The organism is Thauera sp. WB-2 (genome assembly GCF_027594845.1).
GTDB classification, from domain to species: Bacteria; Pseudomonadota; Gammaproteobacteria; order Burkholderiales; family Rhodocyclaceae; genus Thauera; species Thauera mechernichensis.
In genome coordinates this window covers 67,565-86,455 of sequence record NZ_CP088935.1, presented here as the reverse complement: position 1 = coordinate 86,455, position 18,891 = coordinate 67,565, and the positions used below count along the sequence as shown (strand labels likewise).

Genomic DNA, 18,891 nt, shown 5'->3' with positions numbered 1-18,891 from the left:
GAGGCGACCCGGTCTATCAGGCGGCGCGGAGCAGGCAAGTCGCCTCGGCCTCTCGCCGCGTGACAAGCCCCGGCAGTACCTTGCCACCGCCATACACCCAGCGCCGCAGCTCTTGGCCCGCACTATGCCAGTCCCGCTGGTTTATCCGCCGCCGCAGCGTCGACGTTTGAAGTCGCCCCGCGCCGAGGTTGAAGGTGAAGTCGACGATGGCCGCGAGTCGCTTTTCTGGCTCGGTGGCCAGCACCGGGCAGTAGCGCAGCGTCGCGTTCAATGCCGTCATGAGGTCGGCACCCGAGTTTGACAGTTCCGAGACACATTTCCGCCCCACCTCCAGTAACGGCGCGGGTTTCAGGGCGATGATGCGCCAGAATCCTAGATACATGGATTGTTGATTTATCGCCCTCGATGCCGCTACTTTGCTGCACATGTACTTGAGACAGAGCAAACAGAAGCGGGCTGACGGCCGGGAGATCACCTACCTGCAGTTGGCCGAGAACGTGTGGGACGCGACGAAGGGGCGCTCACAAGCGCAGATCGTGTTCAACTGCGGCCGTGCCGACGACCCGGAAGTCATCGAACGGCTTCGCCGTCTGGCCAAGAGCATCCTGCGTCGCTGCTCGCCCGAGGCCATCGTGGCCGACGATCCGGGCTGGCGACTGGTGTGCGCCTGGCCCTACGGCGACGTGCACGCGCTCGAGGCGGTATGGCAGCGACTCGGGATCGATGCCATCGTGCGTGCGCAGGCGCACGGCCGGCGCTTCGGCTTCGAGATGGAGCGGGCGCTGTTCGCACTGGTGGCCAATCGTGCGTGCGCGCCTGCCTCCAAGCTTTACTGTCACGAGCAGTGGCTCAAGGAGGGCGTGCACATCGAAGGCACGCAAGCCCTGGCGCTGCACCAGCTCTACCGCGCGATGGACTTTCTCGAGGCCAACAAGGCCGCGATCGAACAGGCGATCTTCTTCACTTGCTGACATCTGGAACCGGTACTGAAGAAGCTGGGGTCGTGCTGGGCAGTTCAAAGACGCTACCCGGCTCAGCACTTTTGGCTCGCCCTCGGGGGGGCAGGGTAAAGCGTGGAGCCCCATCGACCACCCGTGCTGGGGACGACGACATCGATCCGAATGATCTGACGTACAAGGAGGCCTTCAAGAAATGGATGTTCGACGGGCTGATGAACTAAGTCTTCTTCCGCTACACCCGTCCCGAGATTCCATCGAGTGTCGCGGAGCCTTCTAGCTGCCTCGAGTAGGCAGCTAGAAGGCTCCGCGCTCTACACGCTCGCCTGCGTCAGACGGTTGAACGGACGCCTCGAGTGACCGTGCACAAGCCGCAATCGGGAACCGCCCGATGTGACTAGCTTCGACGCGAATCTCGAGAGCGAAAGCATCCGCAATTCCGACATCCTGAGAGGCGGCGACAGGATCCCCCTGCCTTGCCAGTGAAGCCGTCAAGAGCCACTGGCTTGCCTCAAAGGATCCGACTCTGCTCAAAGTTCGCCGCCCGTAGCTGAGCAACTATTTGTTAGTTTTCTCAGTTTTTCTGTGAACCTGTAGGTTCTCACATACGGTGAAATGGTTCCACCGACAGCGGCGCCGGAAATTTCACCCTTCAATGAGAACCCCCCACCAACCGATTCTCGAATACGGTGAAAGGATCCTGATTTTTTCGCAGAAACGATGATACGGCCAAGCTTTCTGGCGGCCGGAGGGGGTTGCAGGGCGAGGAGCCGCAGGCTTGGCGTGTTCTCTGGTGGGTCGCGCCCGCCGATGGTGCCGCACGTTTTCGACCCGTCGTAGCTCGCCGCCCTGCGTCTATTTCTCGGTGGACCGCCGCGCATCCAGTTCGCGGATGAGCTGAGCGCGTGCGACGGGATCACGTGGCACTAGCCCATACCAAGGATCGAATACGAGCAACGTGCCTTCGAAGGGGGCGTAGATGCGGGACGTCCGTGTGCTGGTGACGGGGACTGCGGGCTTGGTCTGAGTCTGCGTCTCAGGGGTGGTTGTTCGCCACTCCTTCTCCGCTGCTGGCTCTGGCAGATGGAGCCAGCGTCGAATCGCAGGATCGTGAACGAGACGATCGGTAAGCTGCTCGATCGTCCAACCCAGGCGCTTGCGCCGATAGGCCGTCGAGAGGTCAAGCTCGATGGTCGGGATTCCTGTACGAACGATCTCCTCCAGCTTTTCGGGGCTACATCGATGGGTTACGGTCACCTCGACATGCAGGGTCATCGACTCGGTCAAGAGAACGACGTCGGGGCGCCGGCCGGGCCAGTACATTTCATCCGGTAGCGCGGCGTCGCGGAAGACTGTCGGCGTGTCCCGTCCGGGTTCGACGAGACGACGCTCGTCCGCCACGATCTGTTTGGCCATCCGATGGAGCGCGGTTTCGGCGCCGGTGGTGCAGCTCTCTCCTTGGTGCGCGAAGTGATGCACGCGCACAGCCCCCTTTCTGGCGACAAGCGGACTTCCGCACTCCGGGCATTCGCATTTGCAGGCGAGTCCCTGCTCCACCTCGTCGATTCCGCGCATCCGCCCTGTGTGGTCGAGCCCGAAGTCCAAGCCGTGAAGCGTCCGTTCAGACATGGTCGGCCTCCGCTTCGAGTTCGCACACGACGGCTGCGCGGAACTGACGGAAGACGATCCAGTTGTTGTACTCGCTGTTCCAGTGGCCACGATTGCGGCAGATGGGTTCGACGAGCGCACGCACGTGCTCGGCGGGCCGGTGGTAAACAGCGAGATCGCCAGAGCGGAGCGAGCGGAGTTCGACGCGCTCGCCGGCGATGTGTAGAACGTGGGTTTCCAGCATGACCTTCTCCTGGGTTGAACGGAGAGGTCAGGTTAGGTACGCAAACCCGCGTGGTTGCTGGATCCGGACGGTCTGAAACCGGTCGGCGGACGGTTCGCTGCTAGAATCTCGTCATGTCTGCCGGGAGCCCCATGAGCGATCTGTCCGATACCCTTCAGAGCGAGGGCGCCTGCCCGTTGCCTAAGCGCGTCGAGTTTGCGCAGTGGCTTCTGCGCTTCGTGGATCCTGACCGCAGCTCGGACTACCGCGACGCGTTCTGGGACTTGCTGCGTGCACTGCTGACCCAGTACCAAGGCGATGGCAAGGACGGCATCGAGCCGAGTTCCCTCAGCACCCAGGATCTTTGGCGCTGGGCGCTCGATGGACGAGGTAAGCCATTCGATGACCTGACCAGCGAAAAGGCACGCAAGCGGGTGAACCCACACTGGTCTGCGTTGGAGCAGTCGTTCGCCGAGCTGCAGGGACGCTTCACCGACGCCGCGCGGAAGGCGGGCTTCACCGGGCTTCTGTGGCCGACCAAGGACAAGTCGGAGGGCGGGCGCTCGTCGGCCTATCGTCTCGAATGGCGTCCTTTCGGGGCCAGCACGGCGCTGCCGACCCTGCCAGTGGACTATGAGAAGCAGCCTTTTGTGCTTCGGTACCGTGAGGACCGGTCGAGTCTGCGGTTCTCGCTCCTCGGGCGCCTGTTTCTGTGGCCGCTGCTGTTCCGCCGCCAGGGTGAGGCGAGCATGCGCATCGATGGCGTGCGGCGCTATGTCCCGGCGGTCGGACTGGGCTTGATGATCCTTCTGGCGGGGCTGCCGATCGTCATTGCATTGCTGCAGCTGGGCAAGGGCGTGCTCGAGTGGGGATGGATCGCCGTCGCGGCCGTCTTCTTCTGGTTTCCGCTCCGGCCCCTGATGCGGCTCTACGATCGATTCATCATCATGGCCTCGCCGGTCTTCTATCCGTTCTCGGAGAAGGAGTGTCAGGTCGAGCTGGTCCGGGACCCTGAAGCAGCGGTGCCTCCAGGGAGGCAGCGCGGTTACAACCTGCGCCTGGTGCGGTATGTGGCGGATTGCCCGCTGTGTGGCGGCAACGTGTCGCTACGGGATGGCGGGCTTGGTCAGTTCAACCGGCTGATCGGGTGCTGCGACGAAGAGCCTGGGGAACACGTTTTCAGTTTCGATCGGAAGCTGCGGGCGGGGTACTGGCTGGGCGATCGAGGTCTCTTGAATCATTGATCGGTCTCGCAACGGCTTCCGCCGAGCGGACTCGACAGCTGCTCGCAAAGACAAAACAGCAATCCGTAAAGCACGGGAGGGTCACAAGGACTTATGGATCACTCAGTACACAACAAGATCGTCAGCTTTATCTGGTCAATCGCTGATGACTGCCTCAGGGATGTTTTCGTGCGTGGTAAGTACCGCGACGTCATCCTGCCGATGTTCGTGCTGCGCCGCCTGGACTGCCTGCTGGAGCCCAGCAAGGAGGCCGTGCTCGAAGAGGTCCGCTTCCAGCGCGAAGACGCAGAAATGGCCGACCTCGATCCGCATGGCCTGCGCGAGGCATCGGGCTATGTGTTCTACAACACCTCCCGCTTCACCCTGAAGTCGCTGCTGGGCAACCCGTCTCAGCTGGAAGCCAACCTCAAGAACTACCTCGATGGCTTCTCGGACAACGTGAAGGAGATCGTCGAGAAGTTCGACCTGCGCAACCAGATTCGCAAGATGGCGCAGTCGGACGTTCTGCACGACGTGATCGAGAAGTTCGTTTCCGACGAGATCAACCTCAGCCCCAACGATCGCAAAGGCCCGGATGGGAGAACCCAGCCGGGGCTGTCGAACCTGGGCATGGGCTACGTCTTCGAAGAACTGATCCGCAAGTTCAACGAGGAAAACAACGAAGAGGCCGGCGAGCACTTCACACCCCGTGAAGTGATCAAGCTCATGACCAATCTGGTCTTCATTCCGGTCAAGGATCAACTGCCCAACCCGCTGACCATCTACGACCCGGCCTGCGGCAGCGGCGGCATGCTCACCGAGTCGCAGGACTTCATCACCGATCCCGACGGCGAGGTCAAAGCGAAGGTGGGCGTGTTCCTCTACGGCAAGGAAGTGAACCCGGAGACCTACGCCATCTGCAAGTCCGACATGATGATCAAGGGCAACGACCCCGAGAACATCAAGTTCGGCTCCACGCTGGCCACCGACGATTTCTCGGGTACGCGCTTCGACTTCATGCTCACCAACCCGCCCTACGGCAAGAGCTGGAAGAGTGACCAGAAGAGCATCGTCGATGGCAAGGACGTGATCGACCATCGCTTCCAGGTCAATCTGTCCGACTACACCGGGGACGAACACGACTTCTACCCCGCGATCCCGCGCTCTTCGGATGGCCAGCTCCTGTTCATGATGGAGATGGTCAACAAGATGAAGCGGCGCAGCGACAGCCCGATGGGTTCGCGCATCGCGTCCGTCCACAACGGCTCCGCCCTGTTTACCGGGGATGCGGGGAGCGGCGAGAGCAACATCCGCCGCCACATCATCGAGAACGACTATCTCGAAGCCATCATCCAGTTGCCGAACAACCTGTTCTACAACACCGGCATCACCACTTACGTCTGGGTTCTTTCCAACAACAAGCCCGACAAGCGCAAGGGGAAAGTGCAGCTGATCGACGCCAGCAATCTGTACCAGAAGCTGCGCAAGAACCTGGGCGAGAAGAACTGCGAGTTCAGTGACGACCACATCCACCAGATCACCCGGCTCTACCTGGACATGCCGAACGACGGCATTTCAAAGGTCTTCAACAACCGCGACTTCGGCTATTACAAGGTCACGGTCGAGCGCCCGTTGCGACTGGCTGCACAATTCACGCCCGAGCGCATCGCAACCTTGCGCTTCACCCCGGGCATGCAGGACATCATGGAGTGGGTGTACGGCAAGTATGGCGACGAGGTCTATGCTGGCCTGAAGGCGCACACCGAGGCCATCGAAGCGCACCTCGAAAGAGAAGAGATCGCCCTCTCGCCCAAGAACCGCAGGGAACTGCTGTCCGAAGCGACGTGGCGCACGCAACGCGAGCTCTTGCATGCGGCGCAGCAACTGGCCGAGAAGGTCGGCTTCGGTGAGTTCCTCGACTTCAACCACTTCGAGGTCATCGTCGACGACGCCCTCAAGGCACTGGGTTTGAAGCTGCCTGCAACAGCCCGGAAGCAAATCCTCAACGCGGTGAGCTGGCGTGACGAACGAGCCGAGAAGGTGATCAAGAAGGTCCACAAGCTCGACGCCGGCAAGCTGGATGAGCTGCTGAACCAACTCGGCACGACTCGCGACAAGCTGGGCGACTACGGCTACATGGCGGCGGCCGGTGGATACATCGAGTACGAGCTGGACAGCGAGTTGCGCGACACCGAGAACGTACCGTTGGCGCCGGATACCAGACTGTCCGCATCCAGCGTGATCCACGACTACTTCATCCGCGAAGTGCGTCCGCACGTCGATGAAGCCTGGATTGCCATCGACAAGACCGTGATCGGCTACGAAATCAGCTTCAACAAGTATTTCTACCAGCACAAGCCGCTGCGCAGCCTGGAGGAAGTCACGGCGGAAATCCTCGCCCTCGAGGCGGAAACCGATGGCTTGCTCAAGCAACTCGTGAGCTTCGTGAAGGGGCGCACATGAGCCCGAACCCCGCCACGCTGGATGAACTGCTCGGCGCGCTGGCGCACACGCATACCCTGCTGCAACAGCAGGCGGCGCGTTCGGTCGACCTCGCACTGGTGGTGCGCAACTGGCTGTTCGGGCGCCATATCGTCGAGTTCGAGGACGGTGCGGCGTCGCGCGCCGAGCTGTATGGCAAACGTCTGCTCGACAATCTGGCCAAGCAGCTTACCGAGCGCCTGGGGCCGGGATTCTCCAAGCGCAACCTCGAGCAATGCCGCCGCTTCTACCTCGCCTATCGCGAGATTGCGCAGACAGCGTCTGCGCAATCTGCCTGGTTGGTGCAAACCGGCGATGCCACCGGCTGGCTCGCGCCCTTGCTCGGACATTTCCGTCTGGGTTGGTCGCATTACGTGACCCTGCTGGCGCTCAAGAGCGAGGACGAGCGGCGCTTCTATGAGATCGAAGCGCACGCCAACAGTTGGGGCGTGCGCGAGCTGCAACGCCAGATCGCCGCATCGCTCTACGAGCGCCTGGCCCTGAGCCGCAACACCGAAGAAGTGCGCGCCCTGGCCCGGTCCGGTCAGGTAATCGCCAAACCCGCCGACGTGCTGAAGAGCCCCTACGTCCTCGAGTTCCTCAACCTGCCCCAACGCCATGTCTACTCCGAGCACGACTTGGAAACCGCCATCATCGACCAGTTGCAGATGTTCCTGCTGGAACTGGGCAAAGGTTTTCTGTTCGAGGCGCGGCAAAAGCGGTTCACGTTCGACGACGACCATTTCTACGTCGACCTGGTCTTCTATAACCGGCTACTGCGCTGCTACGTGCTCATCGACCTCAAACGCAACAAGCTGACGCACCAGGATCTGGGGCAGATGCAGATGTACGTGAACTACTTCGACCGCTACGTGAAGACGGCCGATGAGAACCGCAGCATCGGCATCATCCTGTGCCACCAGAAAAACGACGCACTGGTGGAAATCACCCTGCCGCCCGATGCCAACATCCACGCCGCCGAATATCAGTTGTATCTGCCCAGCAAGGACGAGCTGCAGCGGCGGCTGGCGGAATGGGTCGCGCAGAGCGAGGGAGAGGCGTGATGCAGCGTTATGAGAGCTACAAGTCGAGCGATGCCGATTGGCTGGGCGATGTTCCCACGCATTGGGACGTGCAGCCGCTTCGTGCAGTAACCGCACTCAAGTCCGACAAGAACAGGCCTGAGCTGCCTGTCTTGTCTGTCTATCGAGAGTACGGCGTCATTCTTAAGGACTCTCGTGACGACAACCACAATGCGACCTCACTCGACACGAGTGCCTACAAGGTTGTGAAACCCGGCGATCTGGTCGTCAACAAGATGAAGGCATGGCAAGGATCGATGGGTGTAAGTGCTCACGATGGAATCGTCAGTCCAGCGTACATCACCTGCGCAACACGAGCGGATCGAGTTCGACCACAGTATCTTCACTACTTGCTGCGCTCGTCACCGCTGATCGGTGTTTACAACTCGTTGTCCTACGGCGTGCGAGTCGGGCAGTGGGATATGCACTACGAGGATTTCAAACAGATCCCGATTCCTTTGCCGCCCCAAGAAGAACAAGAGCGCATCGTTGCCTTTCTCGACCAGAAAACTGCCGAGATCGATGAAGCGATTGCGAAGAAAGAGCGGCTGATCGAGTTGCTTAACGAGCAAAAAAGTATCGTTACCAATCATGCGGTGACTCGTGGGCTTAATCCCAGTGCTCCTTTGAAAGACAGTGGGATCGGCTGGCTAGGTGAGATTCCTTCCCATTGGATGGTTAAACGAGTCAAGCATTTGGCTCGAAAGATTGTCGATGGAGCCCATCACACTCCGACATATGTTGATAGTGGGGTGCCGTTTCTTCGGGTAACAGACATCTCTGGCGGAAAGAAAGTTATCGATCTGAATAGCGTCAAAAGGATTCCAGAGCGTGAGCATAGGGCTCTATGTCAACGAGCCTTCCCCGAAAAAGGAGATGTCCTTTTATCGAAAAATGGAACGATTGGCGAAACTATCGTTGTGGACTGGGATTACGAGTTCAGCATTTTTGTTAGCCTTTGCTTGATTAAGCTTCGACGAGAAATTGATCCTCATTTTTTCTGCTTGTATTTTTCAAGCCCAGTTGTCGATTTGCAACTAGCAGAAGGCGGGAAGCGCACCTCGGTAACAAACCTACACCTCGAAAAGATAAAGGAGTTGGTGTTGGCTCTGCCTCCTATCGAAGAGCAGCGTGAGATTGTACGGATGGTTCGTAATGAGTTAACGCCATATAACAAGATAATTCTAAAAGCGCGCCACGAACTCGTTGCACTAAATGACTTTAAGAAGTCATTAACAGCCAGCGTAGTCGTCGGTGTAGTGAGAGTTTAAGAGGGCTAAAAATGGTCAGCCAAACCAACGAAGCAGCGCTCGAAACGCACATCGAAAACGTCCTCGCCAAGGACGGCTACTGCATCGGCAATCCGGCTGACTTCGACAGGGAGTTTGCCATCGACGGCAAACTCTTCTGGCAATTCCTCGAAGCCACCCAGCCCAAGGAACTGGCGAAGCTGAAGGATCGCCCGAACTGGCGGCGTCTGCTGCTGGAGCGGCTGAACAAGAAGATCAAGAAGGACAGCGTGCTGGCCGTCCTGAAGAAGGGGCTGGACATCGACGATGCCCACTTCGATCTGCTCTACCGGCTGCCCTACAACGACCTGAACCCGGAAGTCGCCGCCAACTTTGCGGCCAACATCTTCAGCGTTACCCGGCAGGTGCATTACAGCCAGGGCCTGGGGAGCAGCGACACCTTCAAGTCGGTGGACATGGTGCTCTTCGTTAATGGCCTGGCGATTGCCACGCTGGAGCTGAAGAACCCCTGGACCGGCCAGAACGTTCATCACGCGATCAGGCAGTACCGCAGCGACCGCGACCCGCGTGAGCCGCTGTTCGAATTTGGCCGCTGTCTGGTCCACTTCGCGGTCGACCCGGACGAGGCCTGGATGTGTGCACAACTGGCGGGAAACGAAAGCAATTTCCTGCCCTTCAACAAGGGCTTCAACTTCGGCAAGGGCAACCCGGTCAACCCGAAAGGCCACAGGACGGCCTACCTCTGGGAAGACATCCTGCCGCGCCGCAGCCTGACCAACATCATCGAGCAGTTCGCCAAATTCACTGTCGAGAAGGACAAGAAGACGGGCAAGGAGCGCAAGGCACTGTTCTTCCCGCGCTATCACCAACTGGACGTGGTGCGCGGCATCCTTACTGACGCCAGACAGCATGGCGTCGGCCAGACCTACCTGATCCAGCATTCCGCAGGCTCTGGCAAGTCCAACTCGATCACCTGGCTGGCCTACCAACTGGTGGAGCTGTACGACCCGGCAGGCACGGCCAACGTGTTCGATTCCGTGGTTGTGGTGACGGATCGCAGGGTGCTGGACAAACAGCTCAAGGACAACATCAAGCTCTTCTCGGAGACCAGGAACATCGTGGCGCATTGCGAGAGCGCTGCGGAGTTGCAGTACAACCTGGAGGCGGGCAAGAAGATCGTCATCACGACCGTTCAGAAGTTTCCCTTCATCGTGGACGGCATCGGCCAGCTTTCCGACCGCAGCTTCGCGGTCATCATCGACGAGGCGCATTCCTCCCAGTCGGGTATTGCGGCCGACAAGGTGAATGAGACCCTCACCGGCAGCGGGGACGAAGAGCCGGTCGATGTGCAGGACCAGATTCTTGCGGCCATGACGGCGCGCAAGATGAGCAAGAACGCCAGCTACTTCGCCTTCACCGCCACGCCGAAGCCGGCCACGCTCGAGAAGTTCGGGCGGCAAGGCGCGGACGGGAAGTTCTACCCCTTCCACCTGTACTCCATGAAGCAGGCCATCGAGGAGAAATTCATCCTCGACGTGCTGGAGAAGTACACGACCTACAAGAGCTACTACGAGGTCCAGAAGTCGGTCGAAGAGAACCCGCTGTTTGCCGCCGCGAAGGCGCAGAAGAAGCTCAAGGCATTTGTCGAGGCCAGCCCCCGGACCATCGAGGTGAAGGCCAGGATCATGGTCGATCACTTCATCAGCAATGTCTGGCAGGCAAAGAAGCTCAAGGGCAAGGCAAAGGCCATGGTGGTCACGCGCAACATCGAGTGCGCCGTCCGTTACTTCTTTGCAATCCGCGCTGCCCTGCAGGAGGCGAATGCGCCGTTCAAGGCACTGGTGGCCTTCTCGGGAGACAAGACCGTCGATGGCATCAAGTACACCGAGGACGGACTCAACGGTATTCCCGCGCGTGACCTGCCGGAGGCGTTCGAAAAGGACGATTACCGGATTCTGGTCGTCGCAAACAAATACCTGACCGGCTTCGACGAGCCCATGCTGCACACCATGTACGTGGACAAGAAGCTGCAAGGGGTGCTGGCGGTGCAGGCGCTTTCAAGGCTGAACCGCTGTAACTGGAAGCTGGGCAAAACCGACACCTTCGTGCTCGACTTCTACAACACGGTGGACGACATCAAGACCGCGTTCGACCCGTTCTACACGGCGACCAGCCTCAGCGAACCGACCGACGTGAACGTGCTGCACGATCTCAAGGACGCGCTGGACGGCTTCGGCATCCACGACTGGTCGGAGGTGACGGCCTTCAATGAGAAATTCTTCGCCAGCGCGGAAGCGGAGGAACTGCACCCGATCATCGATACCGTTGTGGCCCGCTTCGAGACCGACCTCGACGATGAGCAGCGCATCGACTTCAAGATCAAGGCCAAGCAGTTCGTGAAGATCTACGCCCAGGTCGCGGCCATCATCCCGTTCAACAGAGCGAACTGGGAAATGCTGCACTGGTTCCTGAAGTTCCTGATCCCGAAGCTGAAGGTGAAGGACCCCGATCAGGACAAGCTGGACGAACTGCTGAGCAGCGTGGACCTTTCCACCTACGGGCTGGAGCGGTCGCGCTTGGAGGCGAAGATCGGTCTGGATGCTTCGGAAACGGAGCTGGAACCCCAGAACCCGAACGTCCGAGGCGGGCATTTCGGGGACGGCGACAAAGACCCACTCGACGAGATCGTCCGCGCCTTCAACGAACGCCACTTCGCGGGCTGGGAAGCCACGCCGGAAGAACAGCGCGTGAAGTTCATCAACATCGCCAAGCATGTAATGAAGCACGCCGACTACAAGGCGCAGGTCGAAGAAAACCCCGACAGCCAAAACCGCCAGCTGGCGCTGGAGCGCCTGATTCAACAGGCGATCAGCGTAGAGCGGCGGCGGGAGCTGGACCTCTACAAGCGCTATGCGTCGGACCCCGATTTCAAGCGGGCGTTTGATGCGAGCGTGTCGAGACTGTTGGCCTCGGCCGGAAGTGCAGCTCTTTTCGCTGGTGCGTAGGGACTGTCATGAGCGGGCGGATACAGAATTTTGAATCGGATTAAGGGGCGAATATGAAACTAGCGAAAGTGCAGGTGACTAACTTCCGGTCTGTTGAAGACAGCGGAGTATTCGAAATTGGTGACATGACTTGTCTCGTTGGTAAAAACGAGGCAGGGAAGACAGCTATCCTCAAGGCGATTCATGGTCTTGACCCGATTGACGATTTTTCCTATGACCGCACTCGCGACTATCCCCGTCGATACCTGAGCAAGTTTGACGAGCGCCATAGGAATGGTGAGTCTCCTGTGGCAAGAACATGGTGGCAGCTCGACGATGCTGATATTGCAGACCTTGAAGAATTGCTTGGTGATGGTGTACTCAACAGAAGAGAAATAGAAATCACCAGCTACATAGGGCGCAAGGGGACGACCTGGTTTGTGCCGCTCGACGAGAAGAAGTGCCTTGCCAATCTTGAAGCAAGGCATGGATTAACCAGCAAGGACAAGGGGATCCTCCGTAGTGCGGAAAAATCCCAAGATGCCCTGACTATCCTGAAAGAGCAGCAAGAAAGATCGGCTGCGCAAGAGGCGCTCTTGCAGGCACTGACCAAGTTTCGTGATGGGTCTGCAGTTCGCGCTGCGATAGACCTTCTAGCGAAGCGCAAGCCCCAGTTGTTCTACACATCCCACTTCGAACGGATGTCGGGGGAGGTTTCGCTCAACAAGCTGGCATCTGATAAGCAAAACAACAGCGTCAGCATCGGTGATCGGATTTTCTTGGATTTCCTGGAATATGCGGGAACCACGATCGAGGAATTGCGAGACGCGACCAAATATGAAGATTTGGTCGCGCAATGCGAAGGTGCCTCCAACGACATCACCGATGAGATTTTCGAGTTCTGGAGTCAGAATGAGGCGCTGTCGGTAAAGATCGAACTAAACCAAGGCAGGGCGGAAGATCCCGCTCCCTTCAATAGCGGCACAGTTGCAAAAGTCCGAATCGAGAACAAACATCACCGTGCCTCTGTGCCCTTGTCGGAGCGTAGTGCTGGTTTTGTCTGGTTCTTCTCCTTCTTGTCTCAGTTTAAGCAACTCAAGAAGAATACGGGCAAAGCCATCATCCTGTTGGATGAGCCAGGACTTACGTTACACGGCAAAGCACAGTCAGATTTGCTGCGCTACATCGAAAGCCGAATTCTTCCTGAGCACCAAGTCATTTACACGACTCATTCACCCTTTATGGTCCCAGCGCAGCGCCTTGCTGATGTGCGGGTGGTTGAGGATGTCGTCGATTACCGCGATCCTAGGCGGCCATTGGTAAAGGGGACAAAAGTGTCGGCTGACGTGCTCTCGGTGGACAAAGATACTTTGTTTCCACTGCAAGCCCATCTTGGCTATGAGATTACCCAGTCCTTGTTCGTCGGTAAGCATTGCCTACTGGTGGAAGGCCCTTCGGACGTCGTCTACCTACAAGTGCTTTCGAGGGCATTGCAGTCGAGGGGGCGGATTGGTTTGGACAATCGATGGACTATTTGTCCAACCGGAGGGCTGGACAAGGTCACGTCCTTCGCATCCCTCTTCAGTGGAAATAACTTGAATATCGCCGTCCTATGTGACTACGGTTCCGGCGACAAGGCCAAGGTTGAGCGCCTACGCCAAAGTCAGATTCTGCAGTCAGGGCGTGTACTCACCGCGACCGACTTTACCGGGAAATCGGAAAGTGATGTCGAGGACTTCTTCGATGCCGCTTTCTACTGCAACTTGGTTGGCAGGGCTATCGGCCTGGATGGAAGTCATGCTCTCACTACTGAGAAGGCAGTGGCAGCCGCGAATGGAAGCCCTCGACTCGTGAAGCAGGTTGAGGCCTTCTGCAAGACACTTCCGGCTGATTTCCCTGAATTTGGGCACTATCTACCGGCAGAATTCTTGCTGCGCCACCCAGAAATGTTGGATGGTGACAGCCCCGAAGTCACTAAGTCGCTCGAACAATTCGAAATTGTCTTCAAGGAAGTAAATCGGTTTCTTAATTAAGCAGGAGGTGACGCTGTCGACAGTGGCGACACGGTGAAACCAACGAAACAGCCAACCCCGAAAGGTTGGCTGTTTCAGTTCTGGCGGGCGCCCCGAGAGTCGAAATCGGCACCAAGGGATTATGAGTCATCTGCTCACAATGGGTATGAGTGGGAAAAAGGGCGGGGAACCCATCGGATTCGCCCGCCCTTCCTGGCCGTCTGCCAATAATTGGCTAGCCATTTGCCAGTTTATGGTCGCTGCTGTAGGTTCTCACATACGGTGAAATGGTTCCACCGACAGCGGCGCCGGAAATTTCACCCTTCAATGAGAACCCCCCACCAACCGATTCTCGAATACGGTGAAAGGATCCTGATTTTTTCGCAGAAACGATGATACGGCCAAGCTTTCTGGCGGCCGGAGGGGGTTGCAGGGCGAGGAGCCGCAGGCTTGGCGTGTTCTCTGGTGGGTCGCGCCCGCCGATGGTGCCGCACGTTTTCGACCCGTCGTAGCTCGCCGCCCTGCGTCTATTTCTCGGTGGACCGCCGCGCATCCAGTTCGCGGATGAGCTGAGCGCGTGCGACGGGATCACGTGGCACTAGCCCATACCAAGGATCGAATACGAGCAACGTGCCTTCGAAGGGGGCGTAGATGCGGGACGTCCGTGTGCTGGTGACGGGGACTGCGGGCTTGGTCTGAGTCTGCGTCTCAGGGGTGGTTGTTCGCCACTCCTTCTCCGCTGCTGGCTCTGGCAGATGGAGCCAGCGTCGAATCGCAGGATCGTGAACGAGACGATCGGTAAGCTGCTCGATCGTCCAACCCAGGCGCTTGCGCCGATAGGCCGTCGAGAGGTCAAGCTCGATGGTCGGGATTCCTGTACGAACGATCTCCTCCAGCTTTTCGGGGCTACATCGATGGGTTACGGTCACCTCGACATGCAGGGTCATCGACTCGGTCAAGAGAACGACGTCGGGGCGCCGGCCGGGCCAGTACATTTCATCCGGTAGCGCGGCGTCGCGGAAGACTGTCGGCGTGTCCCGTCCGGGTTCGACGAGACGACGCTCGTCCGCCACGATCTGTTTGGCCATCCGATGGAGCGCGGTTTCGGCGCCGGTGGTGCAGCTCTCTCCTTGGTGCGCGAAGTGATGCACGCGCACAGCCCCCTTTCTGGCGACAAGCGGACTTCCGCACTCCGGGCATTCGCATTTGCAGGCGAGTCCCTGCTCCACCTCGTCGATTCCGCGCATCCGCCCTGTGTGGTCGAGCCCGAAGTCCAAGCCGTGAAGCGTCCGTTCAGACATGGTCGGCCTCCGCTTCGAGTTCGCACACGACGGCTGCGCGGAACTGACGGAAGACGATCCAGTTGTTGTACTCGCTGTTCCAGTGGCCACGATTGCGGCAGATGGGTTCGACGAGCGCACGCACGTGCTCGGCGGGCCGGTGGTAAACAGCGAGATCGCCAGAGGGGAGCCACCGGAGCGTGACGCGCTCGCCGGCGATGTGTAGAACGAGGGTTTCCAGCATGACCTTCTCCTGAATTGAACGGAGAGGTCAGGTTAGGTACGCAAACCCTTGTGGTTGCTGGGCCCGGACGGTCCGGAACCGGTCTGCGGACGGTTCGCTGTTAGAATCACGTCATGTCTGCCGGGAGCCCCATGAGCGATCTTTCCGATACCCCTCAGTGCGAAGGCGCGTGCCCATTGCCAGAGCGCGTTCGGTTCGCGCAGTGGTTTCAAATGTTCCTGGATCGCGACCGCAGTGCTGACTATCGGGACGCGCTGTGGGACTTGCTACGCGCGCTCCTCACGCAGTACCAGGGTGATGGCAAGGATGACATCGAGCCCAAGTCCCATAGCACTCAGGATCTGTGGCGCTACACGCTTGAGGAGCGCGGTGAGCCAGTCGATGGCCTGACCAGCGACAGGGCACGCAAGCGGATGAACGATCACTGGCCCGCGTTGGAGGAATCGTTCGCCGAGTTGCAGGGACGCTTCACCGACGCCGCGCGGAAGAAGGGCTTCACCGGGCTTCTGTGGCCGACCAAGGAGAAGTCGGACGGCGGGCGCTCGTCGACCTATCGCCTCGAATGGCGTCCTTTCGGTGTGAGCACCTTGCTCCCCACCTTGCCAGCGGACTATGGGAAGCAGCCCTTTGTGCTTCGGTACCGTGAGGACCGGTCGAGTCTGCGGTTCTCGCTCCTCGGGCGGCTGTTTCTATGGCCACTGCTGTTCCGCCGGCAGGGCGAGGCGAGCATGCGCATCGATGGCGTGCGGCGCTATGTCCCGGCGGTCGGTCTGGCGTTGATGATCCTTCTCGCGGGGCTGCCGGTCGTCATTGCATTGCTGCAACTGGGCAAGGGCGTGCTCGAGTGGGGATGGATCGCCGTCGCGGCCGTCTTCTTCTGGTTTCCGCTCCGACCTCTGATGCGGCTCTACGATCGATTCATCATCATGGCCTCGCCGCTCTTCTATCCGTTCTCGGAGAAGGAGTGCCAGGTCGAGCTGGTCTGGGATCCTGCGGTCGCGGCGCAGCCGGGGCGGTCGCGCGGTTACAACCTGCGCCTGGTGCGGTATGTGGCGGATTGCCCGCTTTGTGGCGGCAACGTGTCGCTACGGGATAGCGGGCTTGGCCGGTTCAACCGGCTGGTCGGATGCTGTGACGAGGAGCCTGGAGAACACGTTTTCAGCTTTGATCGGAGGTTGCAGGCGGGGTACTGGCTCCAAGGCCGGTAGCGACGGCAAGTCGGCTACTGCCGCCGTTCTATTCCGCTCGGTGATATGCGAGATGGAGGACCGGTTGCCGAAATTCCCAACTCACCCTAACGACCCAATCCAGCCGTCGGGCTCTTCGTGGTGCGAACGGCAAGTAACCGAGTGAAGCCGTCACCTCGCATGACATGTTGGGGGACGTGAAATTGGTGCTTCGTTCACGCGTCTGCCGTTCGGTCAAGGCCTTGGACTGACGAAACCCGGCCCGCCAACCCTGACCGTACCCTTTCATTCTTATGACTTAAACGTAATTGCAGGGTCACTGCCCTGTCAGTCGCTGGCTCCTATGATCGAGTCCATGGTTGCTCAAGCATGAGCAGCCAATCTGGACAAGGAGCCCATCATGAAAAAGTCGATCATCGCCGTTCTCGCCGTCTCGGCCATCAGCACCCTTGGATCTTCCGCTGCGTTCGCACACGAGGACTATTCCGAGGGCGGTGCGCTGCACTGGCTCGAGCATGTCCAGGCACGCGCTTCGAGCCCGACTGAGCGAGAGCTGGCCACATATGGCTACGCGAGCAACGCCACGCCCTCCCGCACCGTGATCGTCAATGCGGACACGCGCTACATCAACGTCACGCGGCTCGAGACGGTTGCCCTGAAGGTCGGTGACAAGACGATCAACTGGACCTTCGACACCCTCGGCACAAACAGCTTTCCGCTTTCGAAGGTGGTCCAAGGGGGCGACAAGGTGACTGTCTATCTCGAAGAAAGCCCCCTTTACCGCAGCGGCTCCTGATAGCACCAAGCTTCCCCAGGAACCAAGGCGGGTAAGGCATCGGGCAATCTTCTATGGAAGAGGCCTGATGCAATGTTCAGCAATTATTTGTAGTTGATTCAAGGAGACGAGCATGTTGAAGAAAGCACTGATGGTCGCGGCACTTGGGATTGCCACCACATCGGCCTTCGCGGTCGATGTCGAGCGGGTCGAAAAGTCCATCCCCTTGAAGGATGGCTCGACGGTCTACATCTTCAAGGATGGGAAAATGGGCATGGAGGACAAGATGGGCCGTGCGGTGAGGATGAAACACGGCGAAGTGATGGAGACCAAGGATGGACAGAAGATCATGATGCACGGCGACGAGGTCATGCGTCTCGACAGCATCCTTCGCCACGACACCCGTAACTGATTCGCACGTTTCAGGATGAACTTGCCCCCGGTGTCGATCCCGGGGGCTTTTCTGTCGACCTTTTTCAGGATCGGCGGGTTTGATTGATCAAACTCACTCTGCCCCGCGCGCATGCATGGTGCCCCAAACTCAAAGGCGCCTTGCTTGCAGGCAATGAGGAATCTGCGCGTCGGCATCTCCCTCTACTTCGCAAGCGGCGCTCTGGACCAAACGATCCGTCGAACTACCGCAGGCGAGGAATGAACGCCGGCGTGCGGTCGCGGTATGAGCGATAGGCATCACCGAATGCCTCGATCGCATCGAGTTCTTCCCGGCGGGCGAGCCTGGCGTACACGATCAACAGAACCGGGAACATGATCAGCGTGATCAAGGTCGGCCATTGCAGCAAAAAGCCGAACATGACCAGAACGAAAGCGACGTATTGCGGGTGTCGAATGCGTGCGTACGGGCCACTGTCGGCGACGCGGCGGGTGCGCTGAGCCTCGAGGAGTACGGGCCAGGCCTTTGCCAAGAGCCAGAAGCCACCGACGATGAACACCGTGCTCAAGAGGTGAAACGGGCCGAAGTGCGGGTTACTGCTCCATCCGAACATCACCTCCAAGAGGTGCCCCGAGTCGTGGGCAAAAAAATCGATTCCCGGAAATTTCGAAGACAGCCACCCCGAGAGCAGGTAGATCGTCAACGGAAAGCCGTACATCTCGGTGAAGAGCGCGAGGATGAAGGCCGAGTAAGCGCCCAAGGATCGCCAGTCCTGGCTTGTGCGGGGACGCGTGAAGCTGAATGCGAAGGCGATGAAGAACAGCGAGTTGATGATAACCAGTGACCACAAGCCGTAACTCGACGTCTCACTCATCTCGATCTCCCGTGGCATCACGCATCATGGTTACCTTGGTCTTCAGCCGGCGTTCGTTTTCTCTTGTGGCCGTGATCGCGATGCATGAAGACGTGCATCAGGGGGCACGCAAGCAAGATGAGCCACGGTAGGTAGCCGAGCACATGGAGCCGGTGCTCGGCGATAAGGAGAACGGCCGCCAGTACGACGAAGACCGGAAATACGCGGCGAACCCTTAAGTTCGACTCAGCCCGACCGGATGGACGGGGCTCGGCTTCCGTCTCGGCTTTCATGAGACAGCTCCTTGTGCGCAAACATCGGCATGCCGACGCCGGCATGCCT

General features: G+C 59.1%; 16 protein-coding genes and 1 pseudogene. 10 read left to right on the top strand and 7 right to left on the bottom strand.

The window, feature by feature from the left end; genetic code table 11:
* Positions 1-16 precede the first annotated feature (16 nt).
* Positions 17-382, bottom strand: coding sequence for a lysozyme (locus LQF09_RS00345; protein WP_270068852.1), 366 nt, complete (start codon positions 380-382; stop codon positions 17-19).
* A gap of 43 nt (positions 383-425) precedes the next feature.
* Between LQF09_RS00345 and LQF09_RS00340 the strand changes: the two are divergent.
* Positions 426-962, top strand: a pseudogene (locus LQF09_RS00340) (IS1634 family transposase); the annotation flags it as partial.
* A gap of 849 nt (positions 963-1,811) precedes the next feature.
* Here LQF09_RS00340 and LQF09_RS00335 read toward each other — a convergent pair.
* Together LQF09_RS00335 and LQF09_RS00330 are read right to left on the bottom strand one after the other, a co-directional pair.
* Positions 1,812-2,585 carry a competence protein CoiA family protein gene (locus LQF09_RS00335; RefSeq protein WP_002926204.1) on the bottom strand — a complete coding sequence of 258 codons (774 nt, stop codon included), beginning with the start codon at positions 2,583-2,585 and terminating at the stop codon, positions 1,812-1,814.
* Positions 2,578-2,808 carry a hypothetical protein gene (locus LQF09_RS00330; RefSeq protein WP_270068850.1) on the bottom strand — a complete coding sequence of 77 codons (231 nt, stop codon included), beginning with the start codon at positions 2,806-2,808 and terminating at the stop codon, positions 2,578-2,580. Before LQF09_RS00330 ends, LQF09_RS00335 begins: the two co-directional genes overlap by 8 nt.
* A gap of 131 nt (positions 2,809-2,939) precedes the next feature.
* Between LQF09_RS00330 and LQF09_RS00325 the strand changes: the two genes are divergently transcribed.
* From LQF09_RS00325 to LQF09_RS00300, 6 genes are all read left to right on the top strand, one after another.
* Positions 2,940-4,031 (top strand): hypothetical protein, encoded by a 1,092-nt coding sequence (locus LQF09_RS00325; RefSeq protein WP_270068849.1) that lies wholly within the window; start codon positions 2,940-2,942, stop codon positions 4,029-4,031.
* Between the two features lie 168 nt (positions 4,032-4,199).
* Positions 4,200-6,473: a type I restriction-modification system subunit M gene (locus LQF09_RS00320; protein ID WP_270068848.1), complete on the top strand. Its 2,274-nt coding sequence runs from the start codon at positions 4,200-4,202 to the stop codon at positions 6,471-6,473.
* Positions 6,470-7,555, top strand: coding sequence for a PDDEXK nuclease domain-containing protein (locus tag LQF09_RS00315; protein ID WP_270068847.1), 1,086 nt, complete (start codon positions 6,470-6,472; stop codon positions 7,553-7,555). The genes LQF09_RS00320 and LQF09_RS00315 overlap by 4 nt, the downstream gene beginning before the upstream one ends.
* Positions 7,555-8,844 carry a restriction endonuclease subunit S gene (locus LQF09_RS00310; RefSeq protein ID WP_270068846.1) on the top strand — a complete coding sequence of 430 codons (1,290 nt, stop codon included), beginning with the start codon at positions 7,555-7,557 and terminating at the stop codon, positions 8,842-8,844. Before LQF09_RS00315 ends, LQF09_RS00310 begins: the two co-directional genes overlap by 1 nt.
* Before the next feature lie 11 nt (positions 8,845-8,855).
* Positions 8,856-11,828: a type I restriction endonuclease subunit R gene (locus LQF09_RS00305; RefSeq protein ID WP_270068845.1), complete on the top strand. Its 2,973-nt coding sequence runs from the start codon at positions 8,856-8,858 to the stop codon at positions 11,826-11,828.
* A gap of 53 nt (positions 11,829-11,881) precedes the next feature.
* A complete protein-coding gene (locus tag LQF09_RS00300) occupies positions 11,882-13,840 on the top strand; it encodes an ATP-dependent nuclease (RefSeq protein WP_270068844.1) in 1,959 nt (652 codons plus the stop codon).
* 506 nt (positions 13,841-14,346) lie between these two features.
* Here the strand turns inward: LQF09_RS00300 and LQF09_RS00295 are convergent.
* Together LQF09_RS00295 and LQF09_RS00290 are read right to left on the bottom strand one after the other, a co-directional pair.
* The gene (locus LQF09_RS00295) at positions 14,347-15,120 is read right to left on the bottom strand and encodes a competence protein CoiA family protein (RefSeq protein WP_002926204.1); all 774 of its coding nucleotides are present in this window, start codon (positions 15,118-15,120) and stop codon (positions 14,347-14,349) included.
* The gene (locus LQF09_RS00290; RefSeq protein ID WP_002926203.1) at positions 15,113-15,343 is read right to left on the bottom strand and encodes a hypothetical protein; all 231 of its coding nucleotides are present in this window, start codon (positions 15,341-15,343) and stop codon (positions 15,113-15,115) included. The genes LQF09_RS00295 and LQF09_RS00290 overlap by 8 nt, the downstream gene beginning before the upstream one ends.
* A 131-nt stretch (positions 15,344-15,474) precedes the next feature.
* Between LQF09_RS00290 and LQF09_RS00285 the strand changes: the two genes are divergently transcribed.
* From LQF09_RS00285 to copK, 3 genes are all read left to right on the top strand, one after another.
* Positions 15,475-16,551, top strand: a complete 1,077-nt coding sequence (locus tag LQF09_RS00285; RefSeq protein WP_270068843.1) for a hypothetical protein — start codon at positions 15,475-15,477, stop codon at positions 16,549-16,551.
* Between the two features lie 379 nt (positions 16,552-16,930).
* Positions 16,931-17,326, top strand: a complete 396-nt coding sequence (locus tag LQF09_RS00280) for a CzcE family metal-binding protein (RefSeq protein ID WP_043742024.1) — start codon at positions 16,931-16,933, stop codon at positions 17,324-17,326.
* Positions 17,327-17,438: 112 nt separating this feature from the next.
* Positions 17,439-17,717, top strand: coding sequence for a periplasmic Cu(I)/Cu(II)-binding protein CopK (gene copK / locus LQF09_RS00275; protein WP_168940888.1), 279 nt, complete (start codon positions 17,439-17,441; stop codon positions 17,715-17,717).
* 223 nt (positions 17,718-17,940) lie between these two features.
* On the opposite strand, the gene LQF09_RS00270 is transcribed toward copK, so the two are convergent.
* Entirely contained in the window at positions 17,941-18,570 is a 630-nt protein-coding gene (locus LQF09_RS00270) for a methyltransferase family protein (protein ID WP_012586262.1), read from the bottom strand.
* A 17-nt stretch (positions 18,571-18,587) separates the two neighbouring features.
* Positions 18,588-18,842, bottom strand: coding sequence for a DUF2933 domain-containing protein (locus tag LQF09_RS00265; RefSeq protein WP_141020265.1), 255 nt, complete (start codon positions 18,840-18,842; stop codon positions 18,588-18,590).
* Between the last annotated feature and the right edge of the window lie 49 nt (positions 18,843-18,891).

What these genes read in the sequence shown, in the direction of transcription:
- LQF09_RS00325 (WP_270068849.1), top strand. Translation starts at nt 2,940, where the DNA reads ATGAGCGATCTGTCCGATACCCTTCAGAGCGAGGGCGCCTGCCCGTTG.
- LQF09_RS00310 (WP_270068846.1), top strand. Translation starts at nt 7,555, where the DNA reads ATGCAGCGTTATGAGAGCTACAAGTCGAGCGATGCCGATTGGCTGGGC.
- LQF09_RS00265 (WP_141020265.1), bottom strand. Translation starts at nt 18,842, where the DNA reads ATGAAAGCCGAGACGGAAGCCGAGCCCCGTCCATCCGGTCGGGCTGAG.
- LQF09_RS00335 (WP_002926204.1), bottom strand. Translation starts at nt 2,585, where the DNA reads ATGTCTGAACGGACGCTTCACGGCTTGGACTTCGGGCTCGACCACACA.
- LQF09_RS00290 (WP_002926203.1), bottom strand. Translation starts at nt 15,343, where the DNA reads ATGCTGGAAACCCTCGTTCTACACATCGCCGGCGAGCGCGTCACGCTC.
- LQF09_RS00315 (WP_270068847.1), top strand. Translation starts at nt 6,470, where the DNA reads ATGAGCCCGAACCCCGCCACGCTGGATGAACTGCTCGGCGCGCTGGCG.
- LQF09_RS00285 (WP_270068843.1), top strand. Translation starts at nt 15,475, where the DNA reads ATGAGCGATCTTTCCGATACCCCTCAGTGCGAAGGCGCGTGCCCATTG.
- copK (WP_168940888.1), top strand. Translation starts at nt 17,439, where the DNA reads ATGTTGAAGAAAGCACTGATGGTCGCGGCACTTGGGATTGCCACCACA.
- LQF09_RS00305 (WP_270068845.1), top strand. Translation starts at nt 8,856, where the DNA reads ATGGTCAGCCAAACCAACGAAGCAGCGCTCGAAACGCACATCGAAAAC.
- LQF09_RS00330 (WP_270068850.1), bottom strand. Translation starts at nt 2,808, where the DNA reads ATGCTGGAAACCCACGTTCTACACATCGCCGGCGAGCGCGTCGAACTC.
- LQF09_RS00270 (WP_012586262.1), bottom strand. Translation starts at nt 18,570, where the DNA reads ATGAGTGAGACGTCGAGTTACGGCTTGTGGTCACTGGTTATCATCAAC.
- LQF09_RS00280 (WP_043742024.1), top strand. Translation starts at nt 16,931, where the DNA reads ATGAAAAAGTCGATCATCGCCGTTCTCGCCGTCTCGGCCATCAGCACC.
- LQF09_RS00300 (WP_270068844.1), top strand. Translation starts at nt 11,882, where the DNA reads ATGAAACTAGCGAAAGTGCAGGTGACTAACTTCCGGTCTGTTGAAGAC.
- LQF09_RS00345 (WP_270068852.1), bottom strand. Translation starts at nt 382, where the DNA reads ATGTATCTAGGATTCTGGCGCATCATCGCCCTGAAACCCGCGCCGTTA.
- LQF09_RS00295 (WP_002926204.1), bottom strand. Translation starts at nt 15,120, where the DNA reads ATGTCTGAACGGACGCTTCACGGCTTGGACTTCGGGCTCGACCACACA.